We start from the raw sequence: 24,415 nt of genomic DNA on the forward strand, positions 1-24,415 counted from the left end.
CTACGCGTTCATATTTTAGCTAGGTTGATCTGCGGCAAATGCGGAACCGCCATTCTGCGCGATATTGCTGAGATACTTTCCCGGCGGCTTGCCCAGCGCCTTCTTGAACATGGTGATGAAAGCCGTCACCGATTCATAGCCGAGATCGCCTGAAACCTGTTGCACGCTGGCGCCCGAGGCCAGCTCCCGTATCGCGACGATCAAATGCAATTGCTGGCGCCAGCGGCCGAAGCTCAGGCCAGTCTCCTTCACCACGAGGCGGGCGAGGCTGCTTTCTGAGAGCGCAACGCGGTTGGCCCACTCCGCCAATGTGCTGCGATCGGCAGGGTCCTGCGCCAACGCTTCGGCGATCCGCCGCAGGCGCGGCTCGGCGGAGATCGGCAGATGCAGTTGCTGGACCGGCATGTCGGGCAGTTCGGCGAGCAGAACACTTCCCAGGAAAGCGCACCTGGCCCCGCCCGGCGCGCAGTCCGACAGCTCGATGATCAGCTCGCGCAGCAGTGGCGAGATCGACAGTGTGCAGCAGTGGTCCGGTAGGTCGGCAGCGCCCGGCTCGATGTAGACGAAGAAAATCCGCGCATTGGCGGTCGCGATGTTGCTGTGTTCCATGCCGCCGGGGATCCACACCCCGCAATGCGGCGGCACCATCCACAGCCCGCTCGGGACACGGCAGGTGATGCCACCGCCGAGCGAGAAGACGAGCTGGCCCTTGCGGTGCCAATGGGCGCCCGCTTCCGCCTTGGTCTCGGGTATGTCGACCCGCACAGCAATGGCTGGCGTCAGCACATCATCGACATCGAAGTGGACCCAGGGGTAGCGAAGCGGCTGTTTCATGATTGACTGATTTTAGCGACTATTCGCCATGATAGCTAAATTATTTGCTCAGGTGAGTCGATAGGGTCCGGGTCTACAACCCAGATTGAAGGTATGACCCATGCGCGCCCTCATCATGTCTCCCGACAGCCCCAGCGGGCTGAGGCTCGCCGAGGTCGACGAACCCCGGCCGCTTGCGAACGAAGCGCTTGTCTCGGTCCACGCGACGTCACTGAACCGTGGCGAACTGCGGCTGCTCAACATACGTCCGGAGGGCTGGATACCCGGTCAGGATGTCGTCGGAATTGTCGAGCGGGCAGCGGCTGACGGCTCAGGACCCGCCGTGGGCACCCGGGTTGGGGCATTGGTCGACGAGGCCGGCTGGGCCGAGCATGTCGCCGTTCCAACCGACCGTCTCGCCGTCATCCCGGATAAGGTCAGCTTCGTTTCCGCCGCGACGCTCCCCGTGGCCGGCACGACGGCGCTGAGAGTCTTGCGCCATGGCGGCGACCTCACGGGACAGCAGGTGCTGATCACCGGCGCCAGCGGTGCGGTCGGCCGTTTTCAGATCCAGATCGCCCGCGAGCAAGGCGCGGCGGTGACGGCGGTGGCTGCCACCCGGCATGCCGAGGATCTCCGCGGCCTCGGTGCTCAGCAGGTCCTGGAGTCGATCGAGCGGGCTGAAGGGCCGTTCTCGCTCATCACCGAGTCGGTCGGCGGTCAAAGCCTCGCCCACGCCATAGTACGCGTCGCACCCGGCGGCACCATCGTCATGTTCGGTTGGAGCAGCGGCGAACTGACGCCAATTGGCTTCAGGCAGTTCGTTCCCGGTCACGAGGGCGCGCGGCTTCAGACCTTCGCCTACTACACGTCCGGTCCAGCCATTGGCGCCGATATCGCCGCGCTGCTCGCTCTGGTCGCAGCTGGCCGGCTGGAAACCCGCGTGTCCCTGACTGTGCCATGGACAGAGATCGGCCAGGCTCTGGACGCCCTGCGACAGCGCAGCTTCAGCGGCAAGGCCGTTCTCACCATAGCCTGAAGTCAGCGCCTAAACGTGCTGGCCGCCATTGATGTGGATTTCCGAGCCCGTCACGTAGGACGCCTGCTGCGAGCACAGGAAGTAGATGATGTCGGCGACTTCCGAGGTGGACCCGAGGCGCCGCAGCGGGATCGTCTCGACGATCTTGTCGGTGCCCGGCGACAGGATCGCGGTGTCGATCTCGCCCGGCGCAATCGCGTTGACGCGGATGCCGTGCGGCCCGAAATCATGCGCCATCTCGCGCGTCAGCGAGCCGAGCGCCGCCTTCGAGGTCGCATAGGCGGTGCCGGCGAAAGGATGCACGCGGGTGCCGGCGATCGAGGTGACGTTGACGATCGAGCCCTTGGCCGCCGCCAGCTCCTTGAACAGGCCACGCGCCAGCATGATCGGCGCGAAGAAATTGACCTGGAACACGTCGCGCCAGACATGCATCGGCGTATCGATCGAGTTCATCCGGCTGTTGCCGTCCTTGAGCTTCGGCGAAATGCCGGCATTGTTGACCAGCGCGTGTAGCTGGCCGCCATGCGCTTCCAGCCGGTGACGGATCTCCGAAACGGCGATGCCGACATCCTCCTGGTCGGCGAGATCGACCTTGATGTGGTCTTCCGGGCCGGCCGGCCACGGGCAGTCCTCAGCAAAGGCTTGGCGCGAACAGGTGATGACCCGCCAGCCCTCGCGCGAAAAGCGTTTGACCGTGGCATGGCCGATGCCGCGGCTGGCGCCGGTCAGCACGATGGTTTTTCTGGTGTCGGTTTCGGCCATGGCGTGGTCTCCGGCGCGTGATCTAGCCGAATATGGCGACGATTGCGAGGGGCCGCCAGGAGACCAGGGAGCCGGCCGCGCCCTAACTTTTCAATAGCAGGTCGGACAAGCCACAAGCAGGCCGAGATTCAGAAGAAAGACCAAACCGGCCAGCGACCAAAGAACCCATAAGAACGTGCTGCGCGATCGCCCTGCCAAGCGCGCAACGCCCCACGCCAGACCATAAGGCAAAAAAATCCCCATGATGAAGGAGCCGTATGTCGCGCCGATTCTTTCCTGATCGAGGAACGCTCGATTGGGAAAATAGAGGTTTGGCAGGTGCCGAATGGCAACGACAAGGACTGTCATCCCAAGCAGCAACAACGATTGCCACATGCCTAATCGCTTGTAGTCTCTCACATCATTGGGCGCAGGCACGCTCGCCATCAGCCGCCGCCAAGAATGTCCAGGATCGACGTCTTGCGCTTCTTGGTCGGGCCGCCGACGCTGCCGGGCGGCACCGGGTGCTTGATCGAGGCGGTGGTGCCGCCGTCGCCGGGCATATCGAAGCCGTCGGCGTCGACGGTTTCGGCCGGACGGCGGACCGGGGCCGGGGCAGCAGCGGGCGCCGGGGCAGGCTCCGAACGGCCGACGGCCACGACAGGCTGAGGTGCTGCCTGGTTGTTGTCGACTGACGGAATATCGTCGGGAACAATGGTATCGGGCGGCGTCGACTTCCACGTGCCGGGCAGCGGCCTCACCGGCACGCCCTCATGCGCAGCAACCATGAATTCATGCCAGGCCTGCGCCGGGAGCGCGCCGCCGGTCACCTTCTTCATCGGCGTGCCGTCATCATTGCCGAACCACACCCCGGTGGTGAGGTTGGCGGTGTAGCCGACGAACCAGGCGTCGCGCGAATTCTGGCTGGTGCCGGTCTTGCCGGCCGACGGCCAGGCGAAGGCCGCTTTCTTGGCCGTACCGGTCTCGACCGTGCCGGTCATCATCGAATTCATCATGCCGACGATGTCCTGCTTGACGACGCGCGGCGCGCTGCCGCCATTGTCGTCATAGAGCACCTTGCCTTCGGTGGTGGTGATGCGGCGGATGAAATGGATGTCGGGCTTGTAGCCGCCATTGGCGAACGGCACGTAAGCCGAGGTCAGTTCCAGCGGCGTCACTTCCGAAGTACCAAGCGCGATCGAAGTGTTGGCCGTGAGCTCGGATTGGATGCCCATGCGGTGTGCCGCCTCGACCACCGCGTCGGGGCCGACTTCCATGGTCAACTGTGCCGCGACCGAGTTGAGCGACTTCGCCAAAGCGGTCGCCAGCGTCACCTTGCCAAAATACTTGCCGCCGTAATTGTCCGGCGTCCATTTTCCGATCTTGATCGGCGCATCGTTGCGCACGCTGTCAGGCGTGCGGCCGGCTTCGAGTGCGGCCATATAGACGAACGGCTTGAACGCCGAGCCCGGCTGGCGGCGCGCTTCCGAGGCGCGGTCGAACTGGCTGGTCGAATAGTCGTAGCCGCCAACCATGGCGCGCACGGCGCCCGAATTGTCGATCGACACCAGCGCGCCCTGGCTGACATTGAGTTTTTTGCCACTCTCGTCGATCAGCCGGCGGATCGACTGTTCGGCAAGCTTCTGCAGGTTGAGGTCGACCGTGGTGTCGACGACGATGTCGCTGCGCACATCGCCGATCAAATCGGGCAGTTCTTCCATGATGGTGTCGGCGACATAGTTTTCCGAGCCGGTCCAGTAGGACGGCGCGCGCGTCGCCGGCGCGCTCATCGCGGACGCCAGTTCCTTGGCGCTGATCTTGCCTTCGTCGCGCATGGCGGCCAACACCAGCTGCGAGCGCTGTTCCGCCGCCTTCGGGTCGCGCGCCGGCGACAGCCGCGACGGCGCTTTCAGCAGGCCGGCGAGAAGGGCCGCCTCCGAAAGCGTGACGTCGCGCGCGCTCTTGCCGAAATAGCGGCGCGAGGCCGCCTCCACGCCATAAGCGCCGGAGCCGAAATAGACCCGGTTGAGGTACATTTCGAGGATCTGGTCCTTGGTGTGCTTGTGCTCCAGCCACAGTGCCAGCAGCACTTCCTGCACCTTGCGCTCCAGCGTGCGGTCGGGCTTCAGGAACAGGTTCTTGGCCAGCTGCTGGGTCAGCGTCGAGCCGCCTTGCGAGAAGTGGCCGCCCAGCACATTGGTCACCATGGCGCGCGACAGGCCGATCGGGTCGATGCCGAAATGCGAATAGAAGCGGCGGTCCTCGATGGCGATCACGGCTTCCGGAATGTAAGGCGACATTTCGTGCAGGCCGACCGCCTCGCCGCCGCTCATGCCGCGGTTGGCAAGCAACTGCCCGTCGACCGAGACGATCTTGATGTTGGGCGCGCGGTCGGGGATCGACCAGGTGGTGGCCGCCGGCATCTTGGCGCCGTAGTAGACCACGATGCCGGCCACCGCGATGCCGCCCCAGATGCAGAGCACGAAGCACCAGTAGAGCATCCGCGCCATCACGCCGAACAGGCCGCGCCGGGGCTTGCCGCGCCGGCCGCGCGACGATGCTTTTGCCTTGGCGGGTTTGCGCGCCGAAGAGGATTTGCGATTGCCCGGCACGACGCGATCCTCCTCGTTCACCGAAAACCCGTCCTGGGATTTCGCGGGGCGCGATCCCTCGAAGCTGGGTTCGATGCGACTGTCTCTGCGGTTCGCCATGCGTTGCGCTGTCTTCCCGGTGCCAATGGCGCTCGGGTTGAAGGGTAGATGCGGCGGTTTAAGGGCGCGTTAAAGCAGGGTTTATGCACCCTTTTGAAATTCCTTAAGAATTTCTAAAATCCGAGAACGCCGGCTAACCGATGCGCTTTTCGCGACCCTTGAGCCGGGCGTCTACCGCCGTGCATCTGCGCAGCGGCAGGTAGCGGGCCCGGCCAGGCTGAAATGCTCAATTCTGCTGGATCGAGATGCCCTTGTCGTCGATCTTCAGCTCGACGCCCTTGGGCTTGGTCTGCTCGTGATAGACATAGATGCCGAGCGCAATGACCGCGACCACGAGCGCGCCGATGATGAGATAGAGCGTATTCTGTTTCATGGCGCGCTCCTGTTGGTGCAATATAGTTCGAGCGTCACGCTCGCTTCAGGATCTTGACCAGCACCAAAAGGATGACGGCACCGATCGTGGCGTTGATGATGGAAGCCAGAATGCCGCCGCCGATGGCGAAGCCCAGCCGTGGGAACAGCCAGCCGGCGATCAAAGCGCCGATGATGCCGACGACGATGTTGCCGATCAGGCCGAAGCCGAAGCCCGAGACGATGAGGCCGGCGAGCCAACCGGCAATGGCACCGATGATCAGGAAGATGAGAAGGCTTTCAATGCCCATGGCGAGTCCCTCCAGGAAGAGAGGCGGCGACGGAGCGGAAGGCCCCGAATCGGCCTCGTTATCAACGACTTCAGGCTATGCTAAAGCGCACGACCCTGCCAGCGGGCTCACTGATCGTCGTCATCGTCGCTGGAGGCTGGCCGCCAGCTGGTCGGTTGGACCTTCTTCTGGGTATCGCTGTCGGTGTAGACCCACCAGACGCCGTCGCGAAACTGCCCGACGGATTCGCTGACGACGCCGTCGCCGCCTTTCCAGAGCACCGTGACCTTGGACCCATCCGTCGGGGCGGTTGCTATCGGCTTTCGGTCTGCCATGTGATCCCCTCTTCGCGCAGAACAAGTATCTGCAGCCGACAGAACGCCGCCGTCCGCATCCGGTTCCAGACCGGCGTCCGAGATACCCGAACCGTTAGCTGTGGGCGAAGATGTCTTCCTCGCCCCAGCCCATCAGATCGAGTTTGGCGCGCGTCGGCAGAAAGCGGAAGCAGGCGTGGGCTTCCTTGGTCCGCCCGTCCCGCACTAGGCGTCCAGCCAGCACGTCGCGCAGCCGGTGCAGATAGAGCACGTCGGAAGCGGCATATTCGAGCTGTTCGGGCGACAAGGTCTCGGCCGCCCAGTCCGACGATTGCTGCACCTTGGACAGGCTGACGCCCAGAAGTTCGTTGCAGATGTCCTTCAGCCCGTGCCGGTCGGTATAGGTGCGCGTCAGCCGCGAGGCGATCTTGGTGCAGAACACCGGTTCGGCCATGACGCCAAAAGCGTTGTAGAGCACGGCGATGTCGAAACGGCCGAAATGGAACAGCTTGGTGATGCCGCGGTTGCGCAGCAGACTGACAAGGTTCGGCGCCTTCTTCTGGCCCGGCGCGATCTGGATCACGTCGGCCGAGCCGTCGCCCGGCGAGATCTGCACCACGCAGAGCCGGTCGCGGTGCGGGTTCAACCCCAGCGTCTCGGTGTCGATAGCGACAGCATCGACATTGTAGCGGGACAGGTCGGGCAGATCGTTTTTGTGGAAGCGGATGTCGCTCATTGTCTTCTCCGGATCGCGGCGTGATCCCTCGTCGCCGCGATCCGAGGAAAAATCAACCAGAAATCTGGTTTTCTCTAGCTTTCAGGTGGGTCGAGATTCAGGTCAGGCCGAGCCGAGAGCAGTGGGCTCCGAGAACCGGAGCGGAGCGTACTTTTGGTACGCGAGCACCGGAAGCACAGGAGACCATTGCTCGCAGGCCGGCCTCACCTGGATATCGTCCTACCTAGCGCGTCAACGCATCGAGAATCCGAGCCCAGGAGCGCTGGCCTTTGTGGAAGGAGGTCAGCTCGTATTTCTCGTTGGGCGAGTGGACGCGGTCATTGTCGAGGCCGAACCCGACCAGCAGCGATTCCATGCCGAGATAGGTCTGGAAATCACCGACCACAGGTATCGAGCCGCCGCTGCCCGTCGTCACTGCCGGCTTGGACCATTCATCCGACAACGCATTCTTGGCCTTGGCCAGGAAGGGCGAGTCGTAGGAAAGCTGGATCGCCGGGGAACCGCCATGCGGATGGAACTCGACCGAACAGTCCGCGGGAATGCGCTCCCTGACGAATTTCTGGAACGCGGCGCGGATCTTCTCCGGGTTCTGCTTGTGGACGAGACGGAAGGAGATTTTCGACGACGCCTCTGCCGCAATCACCGTCTTGAAGCCCTTGCCGGTATAACCGCCGATAATGCCGTTGAACTCGGCCGTCGGCCGCGCCCAGGTCAGCTCCAGCACCGAGCGGCCTTTTTCGCCCGACGGGATCGACAGGCCGACAGGCCCGAGAAAGGCCTCGGCGGTCTCGCCGAGCGTCTCCCATGATTTCAGGATCTGCGAAGGCGTTTCCTCGACCCCGTCATAGAAGCCGGGAATGGTGATGTGGCCGTTCTCGTCATGGATGTCGGCCAGGATTTTCGCCAGGATGCGGATCGGATTGGCGGCAGCGCCGCCATAGAGGCCCGAATGCAGGTCGCGATCGGCGGCCTTCACGGTGATCTCTTCACCGACCAGTCCGCGCAAGCCGACGCAGATCGACGGCGTTTCGCGGTCCCACATGCCGGTATCGCAGACCAGCGCGAAATCGGCCTTCAGTTCTTCGGCATTGGCTTCGAGGAACGGTTTTAGCGACGGAGAGCCGGATTCCTCCTCGCCCTCGAACAGGATGGTGATGCGGCAGGGCAGATTGCCATGCACCTGCTTCCAGGCGCGGCAGGCCTCGACGAAGGTCATCAGCTGCCCCTTGTCATCGGCCGAACCGCGCCCGGTGATCACCTTGTGGCCGGGTCCGACCTCCTTGATCGCCGGCGCGAACGGGTCGTTTTCCCAGAGCTCGATCGGATCGACCGGCTGCACGTCGTAATGGCCGTAAAACAGCACGTGCGGCGAGCCGGCCGGCCCCTCATGGTGCGCCACCACCATCGGATGTCCAGGCGTGTTGCGCACTGAGGCATCGAAACCGATCAGCTTGAGGTCGGCCACCAGCCATTCGGCGGCCTTGCGGCAGTCGGCGGCATAGTCGGAATCGGTGGAAATCGACTTGATACGTAGCAGGCCGAACAGGCGCTCCAGGCTCTGGTCGAGATTTTTGTCGAGACGGTCGAGAACGGGGGAGATTGTGGACATGTCTGGCGGGCCTTTCTTTTCGGAGCCGGGACCGTAAAGGCAGCGCATCAAAACGAAAAGCCCGCGATCGTTAGACCACGGGCTGGAATTTGCTTGTTGAAAGGCCAAAAAAAGAGCCGCCGTGGTGGAGGGGGAACCACGGCGGCCTTTACTCGAAACGTTGCGGCAGCCCGGAGAGGGGGGATAGGCTGCCGCAGTTGTCCGGGATAGGCGGGGGACGGGCCTTGCTCCGGACTCGGCGAAAACTGCCGATGACGTTTATTTGTGTCTTCGAACGTGGCGTTTCAAGGGCACGAAAATTACACTTTTGTAACATGGCTGTGAGCGGCCGAGCTTCCACAACGAGGCGTTCACAGGCAGGCTCTGTCAGGATGGCGCCGCAACGCCTGTTGGAAGCCTGCCTTTGCCATGGACCGCGCCGCCCTGCCGCGCTATCCCTGCCGGCATGAAAAAAGGCGATCATCTCTTCCTTATCGACGGCTCCGGCTACATCTTTCGCGCCTACCACGCGCTGCCGCCGCTGACCCGCAAATCCGACGGTTTGCCGGTCGGCGCTGTCTCCGGCTTCTGCAACATGCTGTGGAAGCTGATGCAGGACGCCCGCAACACCGATGTAGGCACTGTACCGACGCATTTCGCGGTCATTTTCGATTATTCGTCGAAAACCTTCCGCAACGAGCTTTACCCGGAATACAAGGCCAACCGCAACGCGCCGCCCGAAGACCTGATCCCGCAATTCGGCCTGATCCGCCAGGCGACTGTCGCCTTCAACCTGCCTTGCATCGAAATGGAAGGCTTTGAGGCCGACGATCTCATCGCCACCTATTGCAAGCTTGCCCACGAGGCCGGCGCCGACACCACCATCATCTCTTCCGACAAGGATCTGATGCAGCTGGTTGGCCCCTCGGTCGGCATGTACGACCCGATGAAGGACCGCCAGATCGGTATTCCCGAGGTCATCGAGAAATGGGGCGTGCCGCCGGAAAAGATGATCGACCTGCAGGCGCTCACCGGCGATTCCGTCGACAATGTGCCCGGCGTGCCCGGCATCGGCCCGAAGACGGCGGCGCAGCTTCTGGAACAGTTCGGCGATCTTGACGCGCTGCTGGCGCGGGCCAGCGAGATCAAGCAGGACAAACGCCGCGAATCCATCATCGCCAATGCCGACAAGGCCCGCATTTCGCGCCAACTGGTGACGCTGAAGAACGACGTGCCGGTCACCGACGGGCTCGACGATTTCGTGCTGCATGCGCCGGACGGGCCGAAGCTGATCGGCTTCCTGAAAACCATGGAATTCACCTCGCTGACCCGCCGCGTCGCCGAGGCGACCAGCACCGAAGCCGGCGACGTCCAGGCCGTTGCCGTCACCGTCGAGCGTGCCGACACCGCGCATGGCCCCGATGTCGGCTCCGGCAAACCGGTGAGCCCAGGCACGAACGAAGCTGCGCCGGCTGCAGCCAAGGCGGAAGGCACCAAAGCGGGCGATACCCCTTCTCTGCTTTCAGCCCTCCGCCTCGAAGCGGCATCCGCCGCCAGGATCGATCCCGGCGCCTATGTCACAATCCGCGATACGGCAACGCTCAAGACCTGGCTGGCCCAGGCGAAAGAAACCGGCATCGTCGCTTTCGACACCGAGACGACGTCTTCCGACCCGATGCTGGCCGACCTCATCGGTTTCTCCCTGGCGGTCGGCCCCGGCCGTGCCGCCTATGTGCCGCTGGCGCACAAGAGCGGCGCCGGCGATTTGCTCGGCGGCGGCACACTGGAAAACCAGATTCCGGTTCGCGAGGCGCTGGCGCTGCTGAAGCCGCTGCTGGAGGACAAATCGGTCCTCAAGATTGCCCAGGACGCCAAATACGACATCGTCGTGATGAGCCGCCACGGCATCGACATCGCGCCGTTCGACGACACGATGCTGATCTCCTACGTGCTCGACGCCGGCACCGGCCACCACACTTTGTCGTCTCTCGCCGACAAATGGCTTGGCCATGCGACGACCCCGCTCAAGGATCTCGCTGGCTCCGGCAGAAGCTCGGTCGGTTTCGAACAGGTCGATATCGACAGGGCAACCGCCTATGCCGCCGGCCATGCCGACGTGGCGCTGCGTCTATGGCAGGTGCTGAAGCCGCGGCTGGCGGCCAAGGGCCTCGTCTCTGTCTATGAGCGGCTGGAGCGGCCGCTGGTGCCGGTGCTGGCCCGGATGGAACAGCGCGGCATCTCGGTCGACCGCCAGATCCTGTCGCGTCTCTCCGGCGAACTGGCGCAAGGTGCGGCACGGCTGGAGGAGGAAATCTACGGCCTGGTCGGCGAGCGCATCAACATCGGCTCGCCAAAGCAGCTCGGCGATATCCTGTTCGGCCGCATGGGCCTGCCCGGTGGTTCCAAGACCAAGACCGGGCAATGGTCGACCTCGGCGCAGCTGCTGGAAGATCTTGCTGCCGAAGGACACGAACTGCCGCGCAAGATCGTCGACTGGCGCCAGCTGACCAAGCTGAAATCGACCTATACCGACGCCCTTCCCGGCTTCATCCACCCCGACACCAAGCGCGTCCACACCTCCTATGCGCTGGCGGCGACGACCACGGGCCGGCTGTCCTCCTCCGATCCCAATCTGCAGAACATCCCGGTGCGCACCGCCGAGGGACGCAAGATCAGGACCGCCTTCATCGCCGACAAGGGCCAGAAACTGGTCTCGGCCGACTACAGCCAGATCGAACTGCGCGTGCTTGCCCATGTTGCCGAGATCCCGCAGCTGAAGCAGGCCTTCGCCGACGGCGCCGACATCCACGCCATCACCGCATCGGAAATGTTCAACGTGCCGGTCGAAGGCATGCCTTCGGAAGTGCGCCGCCGCGCCAAGGCCATCAATTTCGGCATCATCTACGGCATTTCCGCCTTTGGGCTGGCCAACCAGCTGTCGATCCCGCGCGAGGAAGCCGGCGCCTACATCAAGAAGTATTTCGAGCGTTTTCCCGGCATCCGCGACTATATCGAGGCGACCAAGGCCTATGCTCGCGAACACGGCTTCGTCGAAACCATCTTCGGCCGCCGCATCCACTATCCGGAGATAAGATCCTCAAACCCGTCGATCCGCGCCTTCAACGAACGCGCCTCGATCAACGCCAGGCTGCAAGGCACCGCCGCCGATATCATCCGCCGCGCCATGGTGCATATGGACGAAGCGCTGGAGAAAGCCGGCCTGTCGGCTCGCATGTTGTTGCAGGTGCATGACGAACTGATCTTCGAGACGGTGGAAGCGGAAGTCGAGGCGACGATCCCCGTGGTGCGCCGTGTGATGGAGAACGCGCCGATGCCGGCCATCTCGATGTCGGTGCCGCTGCATGTCGATGCACGGGCAGCCAACAATTGGGACGAGGCGCATTAAAGCGCCGGAACGCAGGATACGCCGCGTTCCTTCACACCCCCCTCTGCCCTGCCGGGCATCTCCCCCTCAAGGGGGGAGATTAGCAGCGTTGGCGACGTGAGCATTCTGCGACGTTGTTGATTGGCGAAAGCCGCTGTGACATCCAATCTCCCCCTTGAGGGGGAGATGTCCGGAAGGACAGAGGGGGGTGCTGTCCCTCCAGCGTCAAAAGGCTAGAGCAGTGCTGCCTTAGGCCGCTTCCGCCCTACACTTCGCACATGTCCCGCGAAACTCGATCACCGCTTTCTTGGCAGCGAACCCCGTCGAGCGCACCCACTCATCCAGCCGATGATCGACATCGTGGTCCGACATTTCCGTCACCTGCCCGCATGTGTCGCAAATCGCAAACGCAGTCATCGAGTGGCTGTGGTCGTGCGGTTCGGCGCAGGCGACGAAGGAGTTGAGGCTTTCCAGCCGATGCACGAAGCCTGACTTCACCAGGCTGTCGAGCGCCCGGTAGACCTGCAGCGGCGCGCGGAAACCGCGCTCGCGCAACTGGTCGAGCAGCGTATAGGCGCTGAGCGGTCCGCTGGCGGCCTCGAGCTTCTCGAGCACGCTCAGCTGATTCTTCGTCAGCACATCCCTTGCCGCCATGATCCTGTTTTCCGATCTTTCCGCACCGCCTGCACGACATTTCTGTCATGCGGCGGTCCTAATTTCCTTGAGATAGCGATGAACCGGGCTTTTTGCCACTGTTTCCGTTATCGCCACCGACACCATGACCACTACCGCCGGTTGACGGCACTGACCACATTCAAAATACTGACAAAATTCTCAACGAGGGGTAGCGCACTTGGAAATTCGATCGGGCTTGGGGAAGCAATCATGATCAAATTGACACGACGGACGCTGCTCGTCGGCACGTCGGCGCTTGTGGCCGCCGGTACGGTGTCGTTCCGCGCCCGCGCCGCCTCGCGCGCCTATCATGCGCTGCTGGTCGCCTGCACCGACTATCCGAGCTTGCCGCAGAAGAACTGGCTGATCGGCCCGAAGAACGACGCCGGCCTGGTCCGCGACTATCTTCTGAAGAACACACCCGATCCGGTGAAGTTCGCCCCGGAGAACGTCACCTTGCTGGCCACGGAAGTCGAAGGCGCCAATGGCCCGCCGACCCATGAAGCAATCAAGGCTGCCCTTGCCGATCTCGCCGCCAAGGTCCAGCGCGATGATTTCGTTTATCTGCATCTGTCCGGCCATGGCGCCCAGCAGCCGCAGGCCAAAGGCGGCGACGAGACCGACGGCCTCGACGAGATCTTTCTGCCTTCCAATATCGAAAAATGGGTCGACCGCGAGAAAGGCGTGCCTAACGCGCTGGTCGACAATGAGGTCGGCGCTGCGCTCGACGCCATCCGTGACAAAGGCGCCTTTGTCTGGGTCGTTTTCGACTGCTGCCATTCCGGCACCGCAACGCGCGCCGCGGAAGTCGATGACGAGCTGGAACGCAAGGTCGAATTCGCCGACCTCGTCGGCGGCGATGACGCGGCCAGGGCTGCGGCCGTGAAGGCGTATGACGACATCACAGCCAGCGCCTCGCGCGGTTTCGACGAGAATGGCGGCCGCAAGCCCGCCTTCAACCTGACACCGACCGGCGCCGAGCCGATCGCCAGGGGCAAGCTGGTTGCCTTCTACGCCGCGCAGACAGTCGAGACGACGCCGGAAATGCCGCTGCCCAAGGGCACGCCCGACGCGCCGCGCTTCGGCCTGTTCACCTTCACCATCCTGTCGAAACTGGCCGAGAACCCCAACGTCACCTATCGCCAGCTCGGCCAGGCCGTGCTGCAGCAATATTCGGCCGACGGCCGCACACGGCCGACACCTTTGTTCGAGGGCGAGCTCGACGCCCGCGTCTTCGGCACCGACAAGACCGACGCCGTCATGCAGTGGCCGATTGCCGTCAAGGATGGCGACGTCGCGATCGGCGCCGGGCTGCTGCAGGGCCTCACCCCCGGCAGCAAGCTCGCCATCCTGCCTTCGGCGCTGTCGAAGCTTTCCGACGCGGTCGGCTATCTCGAAGTGCAATCGGCCAGGAACCTCGAGAGCAACCTCAAGCCGGTCGAGTTCGACGGCAAGCCGGCGCTTGCGCCGACCGCCGTACCTGCCGGCGCTTATGCACGCGTTGCCGAGCTCGCGGTCGACTACAAGCTTCTGGTGGCAAAACCGGCGCCGACCGCGGGGCTCGAAAAGGAAACCGAGCTCGTCAATTCGGTTCTCGACGAACTGGCGGCGAAGCCAAACTCAGGCTTCCACATCGCTCTGGTCGAACCCGGCAAGGGCGCCGATTTGCGGCTGGCGGTGCTTCGCGAAAAATCCATCGCGGGTGCCGCCGCCGACGCCAGTGACGAGCCGGCACTGTGGTTCCTGCCGGCGTCCGGTGACATCAGCCTGAAGGACGGCAGCAAGCCGCCGCGCATCGTCATCCATCAGGATGGCCGCGACAAGCTCGCCGAGGCCACAGCCAAGAACCTGACCACCATCTTCCGCGCCACCGGCCTGTCGCGGCTCGCCGCCGCCTCCGACTATCGGCCAGACGAGGTCAGCGTTCAGTTCCTGATCAAGCGTCAGGACAGCGGCGCGATGGAGCCGATCGAATCCTCGACCGTGCCGCGCGTTTCGCCAGGCGACCAGGTGCATGTTGCAGCCAAAAACGAGTCCGACGAGTTTGTCGACATCAACGTGCTCTATATCGGCAGCGACTATTCGATCACCCACATCGTCTCCGAGCGGCTGGCGCCGATCAACCAGCAGGCCGACCAGGGCCTGAAGGAAGGTCTGCTTGCCTTCACCGACACCAGCTTCGGCATGGAGCGCATGATTGCCGTGTTGACCGAGGCGCCACCGCAAAGCGAGAAGGAAGATCTGAGCTTCCTTGCCCAGGAGGGCGTGCGCGCCGTGACGCGGGGGGCAAACGGGCCGCCCGGCTTCTCCGACATGCTGGCCGACATCGGCATGGCGCCGGCGACGCGCTCGGTGATGCGGCTTGCCGACAAGAGCGGTCCAAAGGGCGCGGTGATGATCTTCCCGATGGAGACGGTGCCGCGCGGCTGACCTGACATTGCTTCGCCGGCTCTTGCCGGCGTGATATATGAACATTTCCCCGCTCGCGGCGCCTCGATCTGCCGCAGCGGAACGCAATAGATGAGGACTTCAGTGACTATCCCCGTGCTTTCCTGGCGTACAGCGACTGCCGGCCTAGCCGCCGGCCTGTTGCTGGTTGCCAGCGCCTCGGCGGACGAAAACTGCGGCCTGTGCGCCAAGCAGATCGTCACCAACTCCGAGCTCGCCACCTGCTTTCTCGACCAGTACGACCAGATCGCCAAGACCGGCAGCACGGCCGTCGTCGTCGATCTCTCCAGCTGCGCCTCGCGCGGCGTGGTCGAGCCCTTGCCGTCACCCAACAAGGCGGCTGCCGAACCGGACGTGCAGTTCATGATTTCGCGCACGCAGCTCGATTGCCTGAAAAAGAAACTGGAGGCGCCCGGCATCGTGCTCGATCCCTCCGCCACCATCCAACTGGACAGCTGCGGATGAAAAAGCCGGGGGGCACTGCAACACAAAAACGGCCGGCCCTGCCGGTGCCGGCGTCGAGCAAGAAGCCGGAGACCTTGCCGGAAACCACCGAAGGTTTTCCGTGGCCGAGCAGCCACGAGATCAAGAAAGAATCCAACCCGTTCACCGATCGCGACTGGCGCATGTTGGCCTACGCCTGGTCGGGTCTCGCCGTGCGGCTGGCGATCATCTTCACCCTCGCCTTCTCGGTCTTTCAGTTTCTGGCAAACCAGGAACAGAAGCGCGTCGAGCAGACGATGTCGCTGGTCGAACTCTGGGAAAGCAAGGATTTTCAGCAGGCACAACGCGCGCTCAAGGAGCGGCTGGCGGCGCTCAACGCAAAATACGACAATCTGCTCAGCGCCACGCCGTCGCCGACCGAGGAACAGGTGTTTCGGCAACGCATCGGCATCGAGGCGATGACAGCCGGGGGCGGCACCATGCCGATCGCCGATTTCAACGACAATTTCGACCGCATCGTCTATTTCCTCAACCGTCTGTCCATCTGCGTTGAAGGCAAGCTCTGTTCGCGCGACGTCGCCGATGCCTATTTCCGCGACTATGCCGTGTCGTTCTGGAGCTACTTTGCCGGCTACATAGAAAAGGAACGCAAGACCGGCTCCGCGAATTATGCCCAGGCGATCGAGAATTATGTGCGCCACGGGTCGCCGCCGCCGGCTGACTCCAAATAGCGGCACGAAAAGTGCCGGACCGCTCTCACCCCTTGCGTGCTTTCCGGTGGCTGATCCTGGTCGGTCTCTTCGTGCTGGCGTCAGCAGCCCGTGCCGAAGACCTCGATTTCCATCTCGATCTCAACACCGGCGGTCACAGCGCCAGGGTTTCCGACCTTGCCTTCACGCCGGATGGCCAGGAATTGGTCTCCGCCTCCGACGACAAGACCATCCGCATCTGGGACTGGCAGAGCGCCGTCACGCTGCGCACCATTCGCGGCTATCTCGGCAACGGCAATGACGGCAAGATCTTTGCGATCGCCGTGTCGCCGGACGGCAAGACTATCGCCGCCGGCGGCTATTTCGGTGCCGGCATCGGCGACAAGCCGCCCTATGGCGATGTCAGGCTGTTCGATTTCGCCACCGGCAAGATCAAGGCCGTGCTCAAGGCCGCCGACTACGCGATCTACGATGTCGCTTTCGCGCCCGACGGAAACATGCTCGCCGCCGGGGGCGGCGACGGCTTTGTCTATCTCTGGCGGGCGGACGACAAATCCGCATCGGGCTGGACGCTGGCTGCAAAACTCGATGCCGATTCCTGGCGTGTCGAAAAGCTCGCCTTCGCCGCGGCCGGAACCCGACTGGCGGCGACGACCACCGACAATGGCATAAGGCTCTGGGATGTCGCCAAGGGCGAAGAGATCGTCTTGCCCGACGAGGCCGAACCGCTGCGCGACGTCAGCGTCGGCGCGCTCGCCGTCTCGCTGGATGGCAAGCTGTTCGCCACCGGCAGCAAGGACGGCGACGTCCAGCTCTGGCAGGCCAGCGACGGCAAGTTCGTCCGCGCCATGCCGAAGCAGGATTTCCAGATCGGCGCGCTGAGCTTTGCTATGGGTTCGCGGCTTGTCGCATCCTGCACCTATCGCTGCGCTGACAAGCACCGCTCGGTGGTCTGGAACACCGACAGCGGCGAGCAGGTGCTCGACTATTCCGGCCATGACGGCACGGTCTTTGCCGGCGCCAGCAATGCCGACGGTTCGCTGGTGGCGACCGCCGGCGGCACCCGCAACGCCATCCAACTCTGGGACCCCGCGACCGGCGAGCGCAAGGCGCTGCTGCAAGGGGTCGGCGAGCCGGTAACGGCCGTCGGCTTCGATGCGGCGAGCGGTTCCATCGCCTGGGGCAATGCCAACCCCTGCCCCGAACGCGTCTCCTGTCCGGAGATGCTGGGCACGCTGGACAAGACGCTGGCGCTGCCGACGGCCGAGCGGTTCTTCGAGGACCCGGAAGCGTTGGCTGAACAGAGCGCCTATGCCCGCGCCGCATTGGCCGACGATGACTGGTCGCTTCGCGCCGTCTCTGGCGGCAAGGACGGCCTGGAGAATGCGGTGCTGGAAATCGCTAGCGGCGGCAAGGTCGTGCACAGCATCGAGAACGCCGCCACCAATGGCTTCGTCCATTCGGCCTATACGCTGATCGACAAAGGGCTTGGCCTGATCACCGGCGGCAGTGATGGAACGTTGCTGGAATACAAAACCGCCACCGCCGAAGTGTCAGGCGAATTCACCGGCCACACCGGCGAGATCAACGCCATGGCCGCCTCCGAGAAGGAAGGACTTCTGGTTACCGGCAGCGCAGACCAGACCGTGCGGCTGTGGAATTTGCAGACGCACAAGCTGATCGTCTCGATGTTTTTTGCCGGCTCCGAATGGATCGTGTGGATGCCGCAGGGCTATTATTATTCCTCCGCCGACGGCGACAAGTTGATCGGCTGGCAGGTCAATCAGGGCCGCGATCATGAAGGGCGCTTCATCAGCGCCGGTCAGCTGAAGAAGTATCTCTGGAGCCCGGAAATGGTGCGCCGGGCCATTGTCCTGCACAGCGCCGAACAGGCCGTCCAGGAAATGCGGCCCGGCGTCGACCGCGAACTGGAAAAGCTCTTGCTGCGCAAGCCGCCGGAATTCGGCATCAAGCTTGCCACCGACCAGAGCAATGTCCGCGAGGGCTATGTCGCCGTCGAGATCACGGGCGCACAGGAAGCCGGTGCCGATGTCGCCGGGTTCTCGATCCTGTCGAACAGCCGCAATGTCGGCGATGTCACCGCGCGTTCTGCCGATGGCGGCAAGAGCACCATTGTCGAGGTGCCGGTCGAGAATGGCGAAAACACCATCCGCATCACCGGCACCAACGAATTCGGCTATTTGACCGAGCGCAGCGTTACCGCCCTTGGCCGGAAAACCGAAAAGCCCGCCAACAAGGGCAAGCTCTATGTCGCCGTGATCGGCGTCGACAAATATCCTTTCCTCACCGATGCCTGCGCCGGCCGCGCCTGCGATCTGCGTTACCCCGTCGACGACGCCACGGAATTCCTCAAGGTGATCTCGCAGAAATCCGCGCCACTGTTCTCGTCGATGGAGACATTGGTGCTGGTCAACCGCGAAGCGCTGGATGAGGCGCCCGACGCCGGCAAGGACGTGTTCAAGGTCGCCAGCGCCGACAACATCCTGGAGCCGGATTCCGACACCATCGACGATCAGCTCGCCGATTTCCTCGACAAGCCCGGCGAGAACGACACCACTATCATTTTTGTCGCCGGTCACGGCATCAACATCGACGAGGACTATTATTTCATCCCCACTGACGGCCGCAAACAGGATGCCGACCGCTGGAAGCGCTCCTCGCTGGTCGACTGGGGCGACATCCAGAAATCGGTCGAGCGCGCCAAAGGCATGCGCTTCATGCTGCTCGACACGTGCCATGCCGCCAACGCCTTCAACCCACGCCTGGAAAAGGACGCGCAGGACGCACGCATCGTCGTCTTCTCGGCCACCGCCGCCAACAACACCGCCGCCGAACTGCCCGAGCTCGGCCATGGCGTCTTCACCTATTCCATCCTCGAAGGCCTACGCGGCCGGGCCAAGACATCGGATGGCGGCGTGACGCTGTTCGGCCTCGCCGACTATGTCTCGCGCGAAGTGGTGCGGCTGACCGCGGCGAAACAGAAGCCGTTCTATTATGTCGGCGGTGTTGAAAACATCGTGCTCGCCGAGCCGTGAGAGGATTGCGCCAAGGCACCCCCCTCTGGCCTGCCGGCCATCTCCCCCTCAAGGGGGGAGATCAGCCATTCTCTCCCGCTTCGCAAATCATCAACGTTTCAAATGAAGAGCCGGCGACGAAGCGCTTGATCTCCCCCCTTGAGGGGGAGATGTCCGGCAGGACAGAGGGGGGCGCCTGGGCGCAAACCTGCATTCTGCTGCTTCTCCTTGTCCTGTTTCCGCTCCAAGCCTTCGCAGCTCCCATCCCCTGCCCCCCAGGCGATTCCAACTTCCCCTCCTTCTACTCCGACCCCTCTCTCTTCACCGACGCCATCGCCAGCGCCGCCAAACTCGACCCCTCCAATCAACGTCTCACCGGCATCACCGTGCCGCACCATCTGCTCGTCGCCGATCTCGTCGCGCTCGGTTTCCATGCTGCATCCGGCTTCCGCTACAAGCGCATCGTCATCCTGTCGCCGGACCATTTCCACAAGACGCAAAAGCTCTTCGCCACCACGACGCGCGGCTTTGAAACGGTGGTCGGGCCGGTCCACGCCGACACCGCGGCCGTTCGCCTTCTCGAAACAAACAGCGACATCGAGGAGTCCTGCCTGTTTGCCAAGGAGCACGGCGTGCAGGCCATGCTTCCGTTCCTCCACCACTATTTTCCCGAAGCTGAAATCGTGCCGGTGGCAATGTCGGTCAAAGCCAAGCGCGGCGACTGGGACCGGCTGGCGGAGGCGCTGAAGGCAATCGTCGACAAGGACACGCTGATCGTCGAATCCACCGATTTCTCGCACTATCTGCCGCAGCATGAGGCGCAGCGTTTCGACCAGCAGACGCTGAACATGCTCGCTGCCGGATCGCTCGACGGCATTGCGGCGCTGCAGCAGCCGGCGCACGCCGATTCGGTCGGCGCGCTCTACATCCAGACCAGGCTGCAGCGCGAACTGTTCGGCGCTCAGCCGCTGGTCGTCGCCAACGAGAATTCGCAGGCGCATTCGAACGACTATGTCGAGCGCACCACCAGCTATGTCGTGGCCCTGTTCGGCGCTTTCGGGCCCGGTTTCAACAATTCGGCCCGGCCAAACGACAAGCTCTATTATTTCGCCGGCGACGTGAATTTCGGCCGCGCCATGAAGAAGATCCTGGTCCGTGACGGCGTCGCTGAGAAGATCGTCGAGAACGTGCTTGCCCTGACCCGGTCGCGCCCGCTGATCGTCAATCTCGAAGGCGTCATTCTGCCCAACGTGCCCGAAGCGATCGACGACATGACGCTGGCCATGCCGACGGATCTCGCCATCGGCATGTTGAAGAAGTTGCATATCGCCGCTGTCAGCCTCGCCAACAACCATGCCTATGACCTCGGCCCATCCGGCTATGCCGAGACGCTGGCCGCACTCGACGCGGCCGGCATCGCCCATTTCGGCCAGGGTGAGACCGCAGCACTTGCCGATCTCGACATTGTCGGGCTGACCGATATCGACACCAACGGCTCCAAAAACACCAACCTTTTGACGCCTGCCTTGCTCGACCGGCTGCTGCACGACAATGCCGAGAGGCCGGTGGTCGCCTTTGTCCATTGGGGCCGCGAATACAAGACCGAGCCGTCACCGCGCGAGGAGATGCTGGCCGACCAGATGAGGTTGCGTGGCGTGTCAGCCATCGTCGGCGGCCATCCGCATGTATCGAGCGAAGCAATCCTGCCGCTCGCCGGTGGCGATGTGGCCGAGATCTATTCGCTCGGCAATTTCCTGTTCGACCAGAAGGCCGAGCGGTCGTCCGGCTCGATGTTGGAACTGAGGGTTTTCAGCCAGGGCACGATTTTTGCCCGGTTGATCCCGCTGCCCAACTATTTCGAGATGGGCTCGAAATAGTTATTAGCCATTGAGGCCTCAGAGACCGTTTCGAAATTCGCTCTGGCGAGTCATATGATGGTGGTTTCGAGAACCGGAGCGCAGCGGACATTTGGGTCCGTGAGCACCGGAAGCGCAGAAACCGCCTTCAGATGGCCGCCAGAGTAGAATTTCCAAACGGTCTCTCAGCAGCCCTCCAGATCGGCCGGCAGGTAGCAGACCGCCGGCTTCGTCCTGGTTTCAAACAGCGATTGCTTCGGCCGGAAATAGAAGAATGTCGCCGGCTTGCTCTCGCGCGTGCTGCCGTCGGCGAAATGCGCGGCGATGCTGAAACGATGGATCGACGACATGGACGACCACATCTTCAGCCGCGCCGTATAGGAGCTGAGATTCTTGTTGCCCCGCAGCGGCATGGGGATGCTGTAGTCGGTCTTGCCGATCGGGAATTCGATGTTCTGGTAGCGCAGGGCTTCGGGCGATGAGCCGCCGCCATCGCCGCATTCGGCGAGCGATTCCGGCACCTCGATGCTGACCAGCGAGACGACGACGCGAAACGGCTCGCTCTGTTGAGAGACGTTGCCCTGGTCGTCGGCCCAGGAATAATCGAGCTTGCCGATCCCGGTCAGGCTCATCTTCTCGACACTGCCGCTAATGTAATCGGCAACGTCGCCGAACTTGACCTTGTTGGCGACCTGGGCGCGGCAGACATCGAGCGCGTCCCTCGACGGGCAAGTGAAGCGCTGGGTCTCGAGCGTGGTCGTGTCGACGCCGGCCTCGGCCAGCACGTTCTTGACCGAGACGTCGACGCCGTCGCCGAAATTGCCGATGTCTTTCGTGAACATGCGGCTCGGCTCGCCGGTCGCATTGTCTTCCTCGTCGGTCCTGGTGAACTGGATCGACATCTGCATGTCTTTGACGTCGCCCCAGCCATTGTTGACGATCGAGAAGTCGGGGCGAAACCCGACGCAGCCATAGTGCTCGCTTACCGACAGCATCGGTTTGCGATAGGCTTCGCTGGAGGCAACCTTCATTTCCAGGCTGTCGAGCTTGACCCTGGACTGATCGGTGGTCTTGAGGTCGACTTCGGCGAAGGCCGCCGCCTGCTCCCAATCCATGCCGTCATAGACATTGCCGGTACGAATCTGCCCGGTGCCGTTCCAGGCGTCATTGTATTCGTCCGACACCGGATAGATCGCAATGTCTTCGTCGCGCACCAGATGCTGGTACTGCATGTCGGCCTGCTGTGTCATGCGCTGGTCGACGGCAATGCCGATCTCGACCTTGTCGGCGGCGCCGCCGCCGGCTTGCGCCTTGAGCAAACCACCCACTTTGGCATCGGCCAGCACGTCGGGGCGCGCGCCACCGATCTCCTTGCCCATCGCCCATTGCGATTCATAGACGGTGCCGCCCGGCAGCCGGGTGCGACCCTTGCCGTTCTTCAGCCCGTCGGCAAATGATCCGACAAATATTTCGCCAGTTTTCGTCTCCAGCCGGCCCTCGCCATTTGGCACACCAGCCTTGAATTGCCCTTGATAGCGATTGCCGTTGGCATCGACATGGATGCCGTGACCGTCGAGCTGGCCGGCGACCCATTGGCCGTCGAGTATCTCGCCTGAGCGCAGTTCCAGCCGGCCTTGCCCATCGGGACGGCCATTCCTGATCTCGCCGAAATAGCTGGAATAGATGGTCTTGGGGTCGTAGCTCGCGGAACCGCGCACCCGCCAGACCAGCCTGCCTTTGCCGTTGACGGTGCCGTCGGCGGCGACCGTCCGATCCGGAGACTGGCCAGCGGCCGGCTCCCAGACGAAGTCGAGACCGAGCTCCGGATGGAAATCCCAGACCCGCACATGTCTGCGCAGCACCGAACGCGTATCGCTTCGATAGAGGATCTGCACCCGATCGGCCCAGGCGCCATCAGGTGGGGCACCATCCTCATCGGCCATGGCGGAAAAAAATGTCAGTGCGGCCAGCATGGATGCAGCCGCCATCACCCTGACCCCGAAGATCATTCTTGCCCGCGCCATCGTTCCCAACCCCTTGGATCACTTAAGCGTAAGCGTCGCTGCAAAACTGTGCAAGGGAGCGATTTCGATGCAAAAAAACCGGCAGCGGGAAAGTCCCGCCGCCGGTTTGGCATTGCCGGTTCTCGCCGCTGTTTGCCGGCGAAAGATCAGGCCTTATTTGTACAGGCTGTTGATCCACTGCACGTTGGCGGCGTTCAGGCGCACCGCAGTGTTGGCATTCGGGCTCTCAGCCACGTTCACGCCGGTGACGACGCGCTGCTTGGCGCCATTGTCATAGGCGTAGACCGAGCTGCCGCTCGACCCCGGATAGGTGTCGCAGTCGTATTGGAAATACTCTACACCGATGTTTTCGGCGTGTACTTCGCAGGTCGCCTTCCACATCGTGCCCATCGGCTTGTCGCCCGGATACCCGACAATGTTGGCGGTGAAATCGCCCAGATTCTCATAGTTGGCATAACCCAGCCAGCCGAGATTGGTGCCGACATCCTGCTTCAGCGTGATGATGCCGAGATCCCACGGAATGACCGAGCCGTAGTAACCCTGATAATTGTCGATGAAGCCCTGCAGGATATAGACGCTCTCATAGCTGAAAGCGCCGAACGGTGCATCGTCGGCGGTGTTGCCGTTGAGCGACGGCACGAAGATGACGTCGTCGAGCCAAGCCTTGTCCTCATTGCTGTAGAGGCAATGCGCGGCGGTGAGCACGGTGCGCGGACCGATCAAGGTTCCCGAGCAGCTGCCATAGCCGCTCTTGGCTTTGCCTTCGATATAGCCGATCGCGGTGAACGGATAGGTCTTGGTGTTTTTGATCTGCTCGCGGTCGTCTTCGCCGAACACCTGGCGGCCGGCTTCGTCGCCGCCCGTCAGTCCGGTCTTGTCGGCCGCCGGTGCGTTAGCCGGCGCATTCAGTTCCTTGATGACAAGGTCCTTCAGCGTTTCGCCGGCATCGATCTTGATGTCCTTGCCATCGGCGGAACGGCCGACGATGCCATAGGATTTGACCGCCGTCGCCTCGTCGGTCAGCGGCGCTGCCCGGCTGGCTTCGTCTTCGGTCAGTTTCGGCGGGGCGATCGGTTTTGCCCGGCCAGGCTGGTAGTCGCCCGTCCCGACATCGCGCATGCTTTCGCCATTGCCGGCATTCGCGGAACCGGGATCGGCGGCGAAGGCGGGCATCGTCAACAGTGCGGTCGATAGCAATGCGGACGCAATGATAGTGCTTGTCAGTTTTGTCATGGTGAGACTCTCCCAAAAGTCA

Annotated in this window: 19 protein-coding genes; 7 read left to right on the plus strand and 12 right to left on the minus strand. The window is 63.0% G+C overall.

What is annotated here, in order from left to right:
• Window positions 1-15 precede the first annotated feature (15 nt).
• Window positions 16-834 carry an AraC family transcriptional regulator gene (locus AC1DYJ_RS16200; protein ID WP_477287648.1) on the minus strand — a complete coding sequence of 273 codons (819 nt, stop codon included), beginning with the start codon at window positions 832-834 and terminating at the stop codon, window positions 16-18.
• 100 nt (window positions 835-934) lie between these two features.
• Here AC1DYJ_RS16200 and AC1DYJ_RS16205 point away from each other — a divergent pair, with 100 nt between their 5' ends.
• On the plus strand, window positions 935-1,852 hold the full coding sequence (locus AC1DYJ_RS16205; RefSeq protein WP_477287646.1) for a zinc-binding dehydrogenase: 918 nt from the start codon (window positions 935-937) through the stop codon (window positions 1,850-1,852).
• Window positions 1,853-1,861: 9 nt separating this feature from the next.
• Here the strand turns inward: AC1DYJ_RS16205 and AC1DYJ_RS16210 are convergent, their stop codons facing one another.
• From AC1DYJ_RS16210 to AC1DYJ_RS16245, 8 genes are all read right to left on the minus strand, one after another.
• Window positions 1,862-2,614, minus strand: coding sequence for an SDR family NAD(P)-dependent oxidoreductase (locus AC1DYJ_RS16210; protein ID WP_477287644.1), 753 nt, complete (start codon window positions 2,612-2,614; stop codon window positions 1,862-1,864).
• Between the two features lie 90 nt (window positions 2,615-2,704).
• Window positions 2,705-3,040: a hypothetical protein gene (locus AC1DYJ_RS16215; RefSeq protein WP_477287642.1), complete on the minus strand. Its 336-nt coding sequence runs from the start codon at window positions 3,038-3,040 to the stop codon at window positions 2,705-2,707.
• Window positions 3,040-5,304: a transglycosylase domain-containing protein gene (locus AC1DYJ_RS16220; protein WP_477426148.1), complete on the minus strand. Its 2,265-nt coding sequence runs from the start codon at window positions 5,302-5,304 to the stop codon at window positions 3,040-3,042. Before AC1DYJ_RS16220 ends, AC1DYJ_RS16215 begins: the two co-directional genes overlap by 1 nt.
• A 226-nt stretch (window positions 5,305-5,530) precedes the next feature.
• A complete protein-coding gene (locus tag AC1DYJ_RS16225; protein ID WP_477287638.1) occupies window positions 5,531-5,677 on the minus strand; it encodes a hypothetical protein in 147 nt (48 codons plus the stop codon).
• A gap of 34 nt (window positions 5,678-5,711) precedes the next feature.
• A complete protein-coding gene (locus AC1DYJ_RS16230) occupies window positions 5,712-5,966 on the minus strand; it encodes a GlsB/YeaQ/YmgE family stress response membrane protein (protein ID WP_477287637.1) in 255 nt (84 codons plus the stop codon).
• Between the two features lie 107 nt (window positions 5,967-6,073).
• Window positions 6,074-6,280, minus strand: coding sequence for a hypothetical protein (locus tag AC1DYJ_RS16235; RefSeq protein ID WP_477287635.1), 207 nt, complete (start codon window positions 6,278-6,280; stop codon window positions 6,074-6,076).
• A gap of 94 nt (window positions 6,281-6,374) precedes the next feature.
• The gene (locus tag AC1DYJ_RS16240) at window positions 6,375-6,995 is read right to left on the minus strand and encodes a ribonuclease D (protein WP_477287633.1); all 621 of its coding nucleotides are present in this window, start codon (window positions 6,993-6,995) and stop codon (window positions 6,375-6,377) included.
• A 223-nt stretch (window positions 6,996-7,218) separates the two neighbouring features.
• Window positions 7,219-8,604 carry a M20/M25/M40 family metallo-hydrolase gene (locus tag AC1DYJ_RS16245; protein ID WP_477287631.1) on the minus strand — a complete coding sequence of 462 codons (1,386 nt, stop codon included), beginning with the start codon at window positions 8,602-8,604 and terminating at the stop codon, window positions 7,219-7,221.
• A 445-nt stretch (window positions 8,605-9,049) separates the two neighbouring features.
• Here AC1DYJ_RS16245 and polA point away from each other — a divergent pair, with 445 nt between their 5' ends.
• The gene (gene polA, locus AC1DYJ_RS16250) at window positions 9,050-11,989 is read left to right on the plus strand and encodes a DNA polymerase I (protein ID WP_477287629.1); all 2,940 of its coding nucleotides are present in this window, start codon (window positions 9,050-9,052) and stop codon (window positions 11,987-11,989) included.
• 228 nt (window positions 11,990-12,217) lie between these two features.
• Here polA and AC1DYJ_RS16255 read toward each other — a convergent pair whose 3' ends face one another.
• Entirely contained in the window at window positions 12,218-12,622 is a 405-nt protein-coding gene (locus AC1DYJ_RS16255; RefSeq protein ID WP_112562754.1) for a Fur family transcriptional regulator, read from the minus strand.
• A gap of 231 nt (window positions 12,623-12,853) precedes the next feature.
• Between AC1DYJ_RS16255 and AC1DYJ_RS16260 the strand changes: the two genes are divergently transcribed.
• From AC1DYJ_RS16260 to amrB, 5 genes are all read left to right on the plus strand, one after another.
• The gene (locus AC1DYJ_RS16260) at window positions 12,854-15,073 is read left to right on the plus strand and encodes a caspase family protein (protein ID WP_477287628.1); all 2,220 of its coding nucleotides are present in this window, start codon (window positions 12,854-12,856) and stop codon (window positions 15,071-15,073) included.
• Window positions 15,074-15,163: 90 nt separating this feature from the next.
• Window positions 15,164-15,556 (plus strand): hypothetical protein, encoded by a 393-nt coding sequence (locus tag AC1DYJ_RS16265; protein ID WP_477287626.1) that lies wholly within the window; start codon window positions 15,164-15,166, stop codon window positions 15,554-15,556.
• On the plus strand, window positions 15,553-16,266 hold the full coding sequence (locus AC1DYJ_RS16270) for a DUF4760 domain-containing protein (RefSeq protein WP_477287624.1): 714 nt from the start codon (window positions 15,553-15,555) through the stop codon (window positions 16,264-16,266). The genes AC1DYJ_RS16265 and AC1DYJ_RS16270 overlap by 4 nt, the downstream gene beginning before the upstream one ends.
• Window positions 16,267-16,298: 32 nt before the next feature.
• Window positions 16,299-19,301 (plus strand): caspase family protein, encoded by a 3,003-nt coding sequence (locus tag AC1DYJ_RS16275; protein ID WP_477287622.1) that lies wholly within the window; start codon window positions 16,299-16,301, stop codon window positions 19,299-19,301.
• 149 nt (window positions 19,302-19,450) lie between these two features.
• Entirely contained in the window at window positions 19,451-21,157 is a 1,707-nt protein-coding gene (amrB, locus tag AC1DYJ_RS16280) for an AmmeMemoRadiSam system protein B (protein WP_477287620.1), read from the plus strand.
• Window positions 21,158-21,321: 164 nt separating this feature from the next.
• Here amrB and AC1DYJ_RS16285 read toward each other — a convergent pair whose 3' ends face one another.
• Complete coding sequence (locus AC1DYJ_RS16285) at window positions 21,322-23,160, minus strand: MORN repeat-containing protein (protein ID WP_477287618.1); 1,839 nt, start codon at window positions 23,158-23,160, stop codon at window positions 21,322-21,324.
• A gap of 153 nt (window positions 23,161-23,313) precedes the next feature.
• Window positions 23,314-24,393 carry a trypsin-like serine peptidase gene (locus AC1DYJ_RS16290; protein ID WP_477287616.1) on the minus strand — a complete coding sequence of 360 codons (1,080 nt, stop codon included), beginning with the start codon at window positions 24,391-24,393 and terminating at the stop codon, window positions 23,314-23,316.
• Window positions 24,394-24,415: the final 22 nt, after the last annotated feature.

This window comes from Mesorhizobium sp. P2_B11 (assembly GCF_056404855.1).

Excerpts from the sequence above, each read along its gene's own strand:
- AC1DYJ_RS16235 (WP_477287635.1), bottom strand. The coding sequence starts at position 6,280 with ATGGCAGACCGAAAGCCGATAGCAACCGCCCCGACGGATGGGTCCAAG.
- AC1DYJ_RS16265 (WP_477287626.1), top strand. The coding sequence starts at position 15,164 with ATGAGGACTTCAGTGACTATCCCCGTGCTTTCCTGGCGTACAGCGACT.
- AC1DYJ_RS16215 (WP_477287642.1), bottom strand. The coding sequence starts at position 3,040 with ATGGCGAGCGTGCCTGCGCCCAATGATGTGAGAGACTACAAGCGATTA.
- AC1DYJ_RS16260 (WP_477287628.1), top strand. The coding sequence starts at position 12,854 with ATGATCAAATTGACACGACGGACGCTGCTCGTCGGCACGTCGGCGCTT.
- AC1DYJ_RS16270 (WP_477287624.1), top strand. The coding sequence starts at position 15,553 with ATGAAAAAGCCGGGGGGCACTGCAACACAAAAACGGCCGGCCCTGCCG.
- AC1DYJ_RS16290 (WP_477287616.1), bottom strand. The coding sequence starts at position 24,393 with ATGACAAAACTGACAAGCACTATCATTGCGTCCGCATTGCTATCGACC.
- AC1DYJ_RS16200 (WP_477287648.1), bottom strand. The coding sequence starts at position 834 with ATGAAACAGCCGCTTCGCTACCCCTGGGTCCACTTCGATGTCGATGAT.
- AC1DYJ_RS16230 (WP_477287637.1), bottom strand. The coding sequence starts at position 5,966 with ATGGGCATTGAAAGCCTTCTCATCTTCCTGATCATCGGTGCCATTGCC.
- amrB (WP_477287620.1), top strand. The coding sequence starts at position 19,451 with ATGTCCGGCAGGACAGAGGGGGGCGCCTGGGCGCAAACCTGCATTCTG.
- AC1DYJ_RS16255 (WP_112562754.1), bottom strand. The coding sequence starts at position 12,622 with ATGGCGGCAAGGGATGTGCTGACGAAGAATCAGCTGAGCGTGCTCGAG.
- AC1DYJ_RS16220 (WP_477426148.1), bottom strand. The coding sequence starts at position 5,304 with ATGGCGAACCGCAGAGACAGTCGCATCGAACCCAGCTTCGAGGGATCG.
- AC1DYJ_RS16210 (WP_477287644.1), bottom strand. The coding sequence starts at position 2,614 with ATGGCCGAAACCGACACCAGAAAAACCATCGTGCTGACCGGCGCCAGC.
- AC1DYJ_RS16245 (WP_477287631.1), bottom strand. The coding sequence starts at position 8,604 with ATGTCCACAATCTCCCCCGTTCTCGACCGTCTCGACAAAAATCTCGAC.
- AC1DYJ_RS16240 (WP_477287633.1), bottom strand. The coding sequence starts at position 6,995 with ATGAGCGACATCCGCTTCCACAAAAACGATCTGCCCGACCTGTCCCGC.
- AC1DYJ_RS16205 (WP_477287646.1), top strand. The coding sequence starts at position 935 with ATGCGCGCCCTCATCATGTCTCCCGACAGCCCCAGCGGGCTGAGGCTC.
- AC1DYJ_RS16285 (WP_477287618.1), bottom strand. The coding sequence starts at position 23,160 with ATGGCGCGGGCAAGAATGATCTTCGGGGTCAGGGTGATGGCGGCTGCA.
- AC1DYJ_RS16225 (WP_477287638.1), bottom strand. The coding sequence starts at position 5,677 with ATGAAACAGAATACGCTCTATCTCATCATCGGCGCGCTCGTGGTCGCG.
- polA (WP_477287629.1), top strand. The coding sequence starts at position 9,050 with ATGAAAAAAGGCGATCATCTCTTCCTTATCGACGGCTCCGGCTACATC.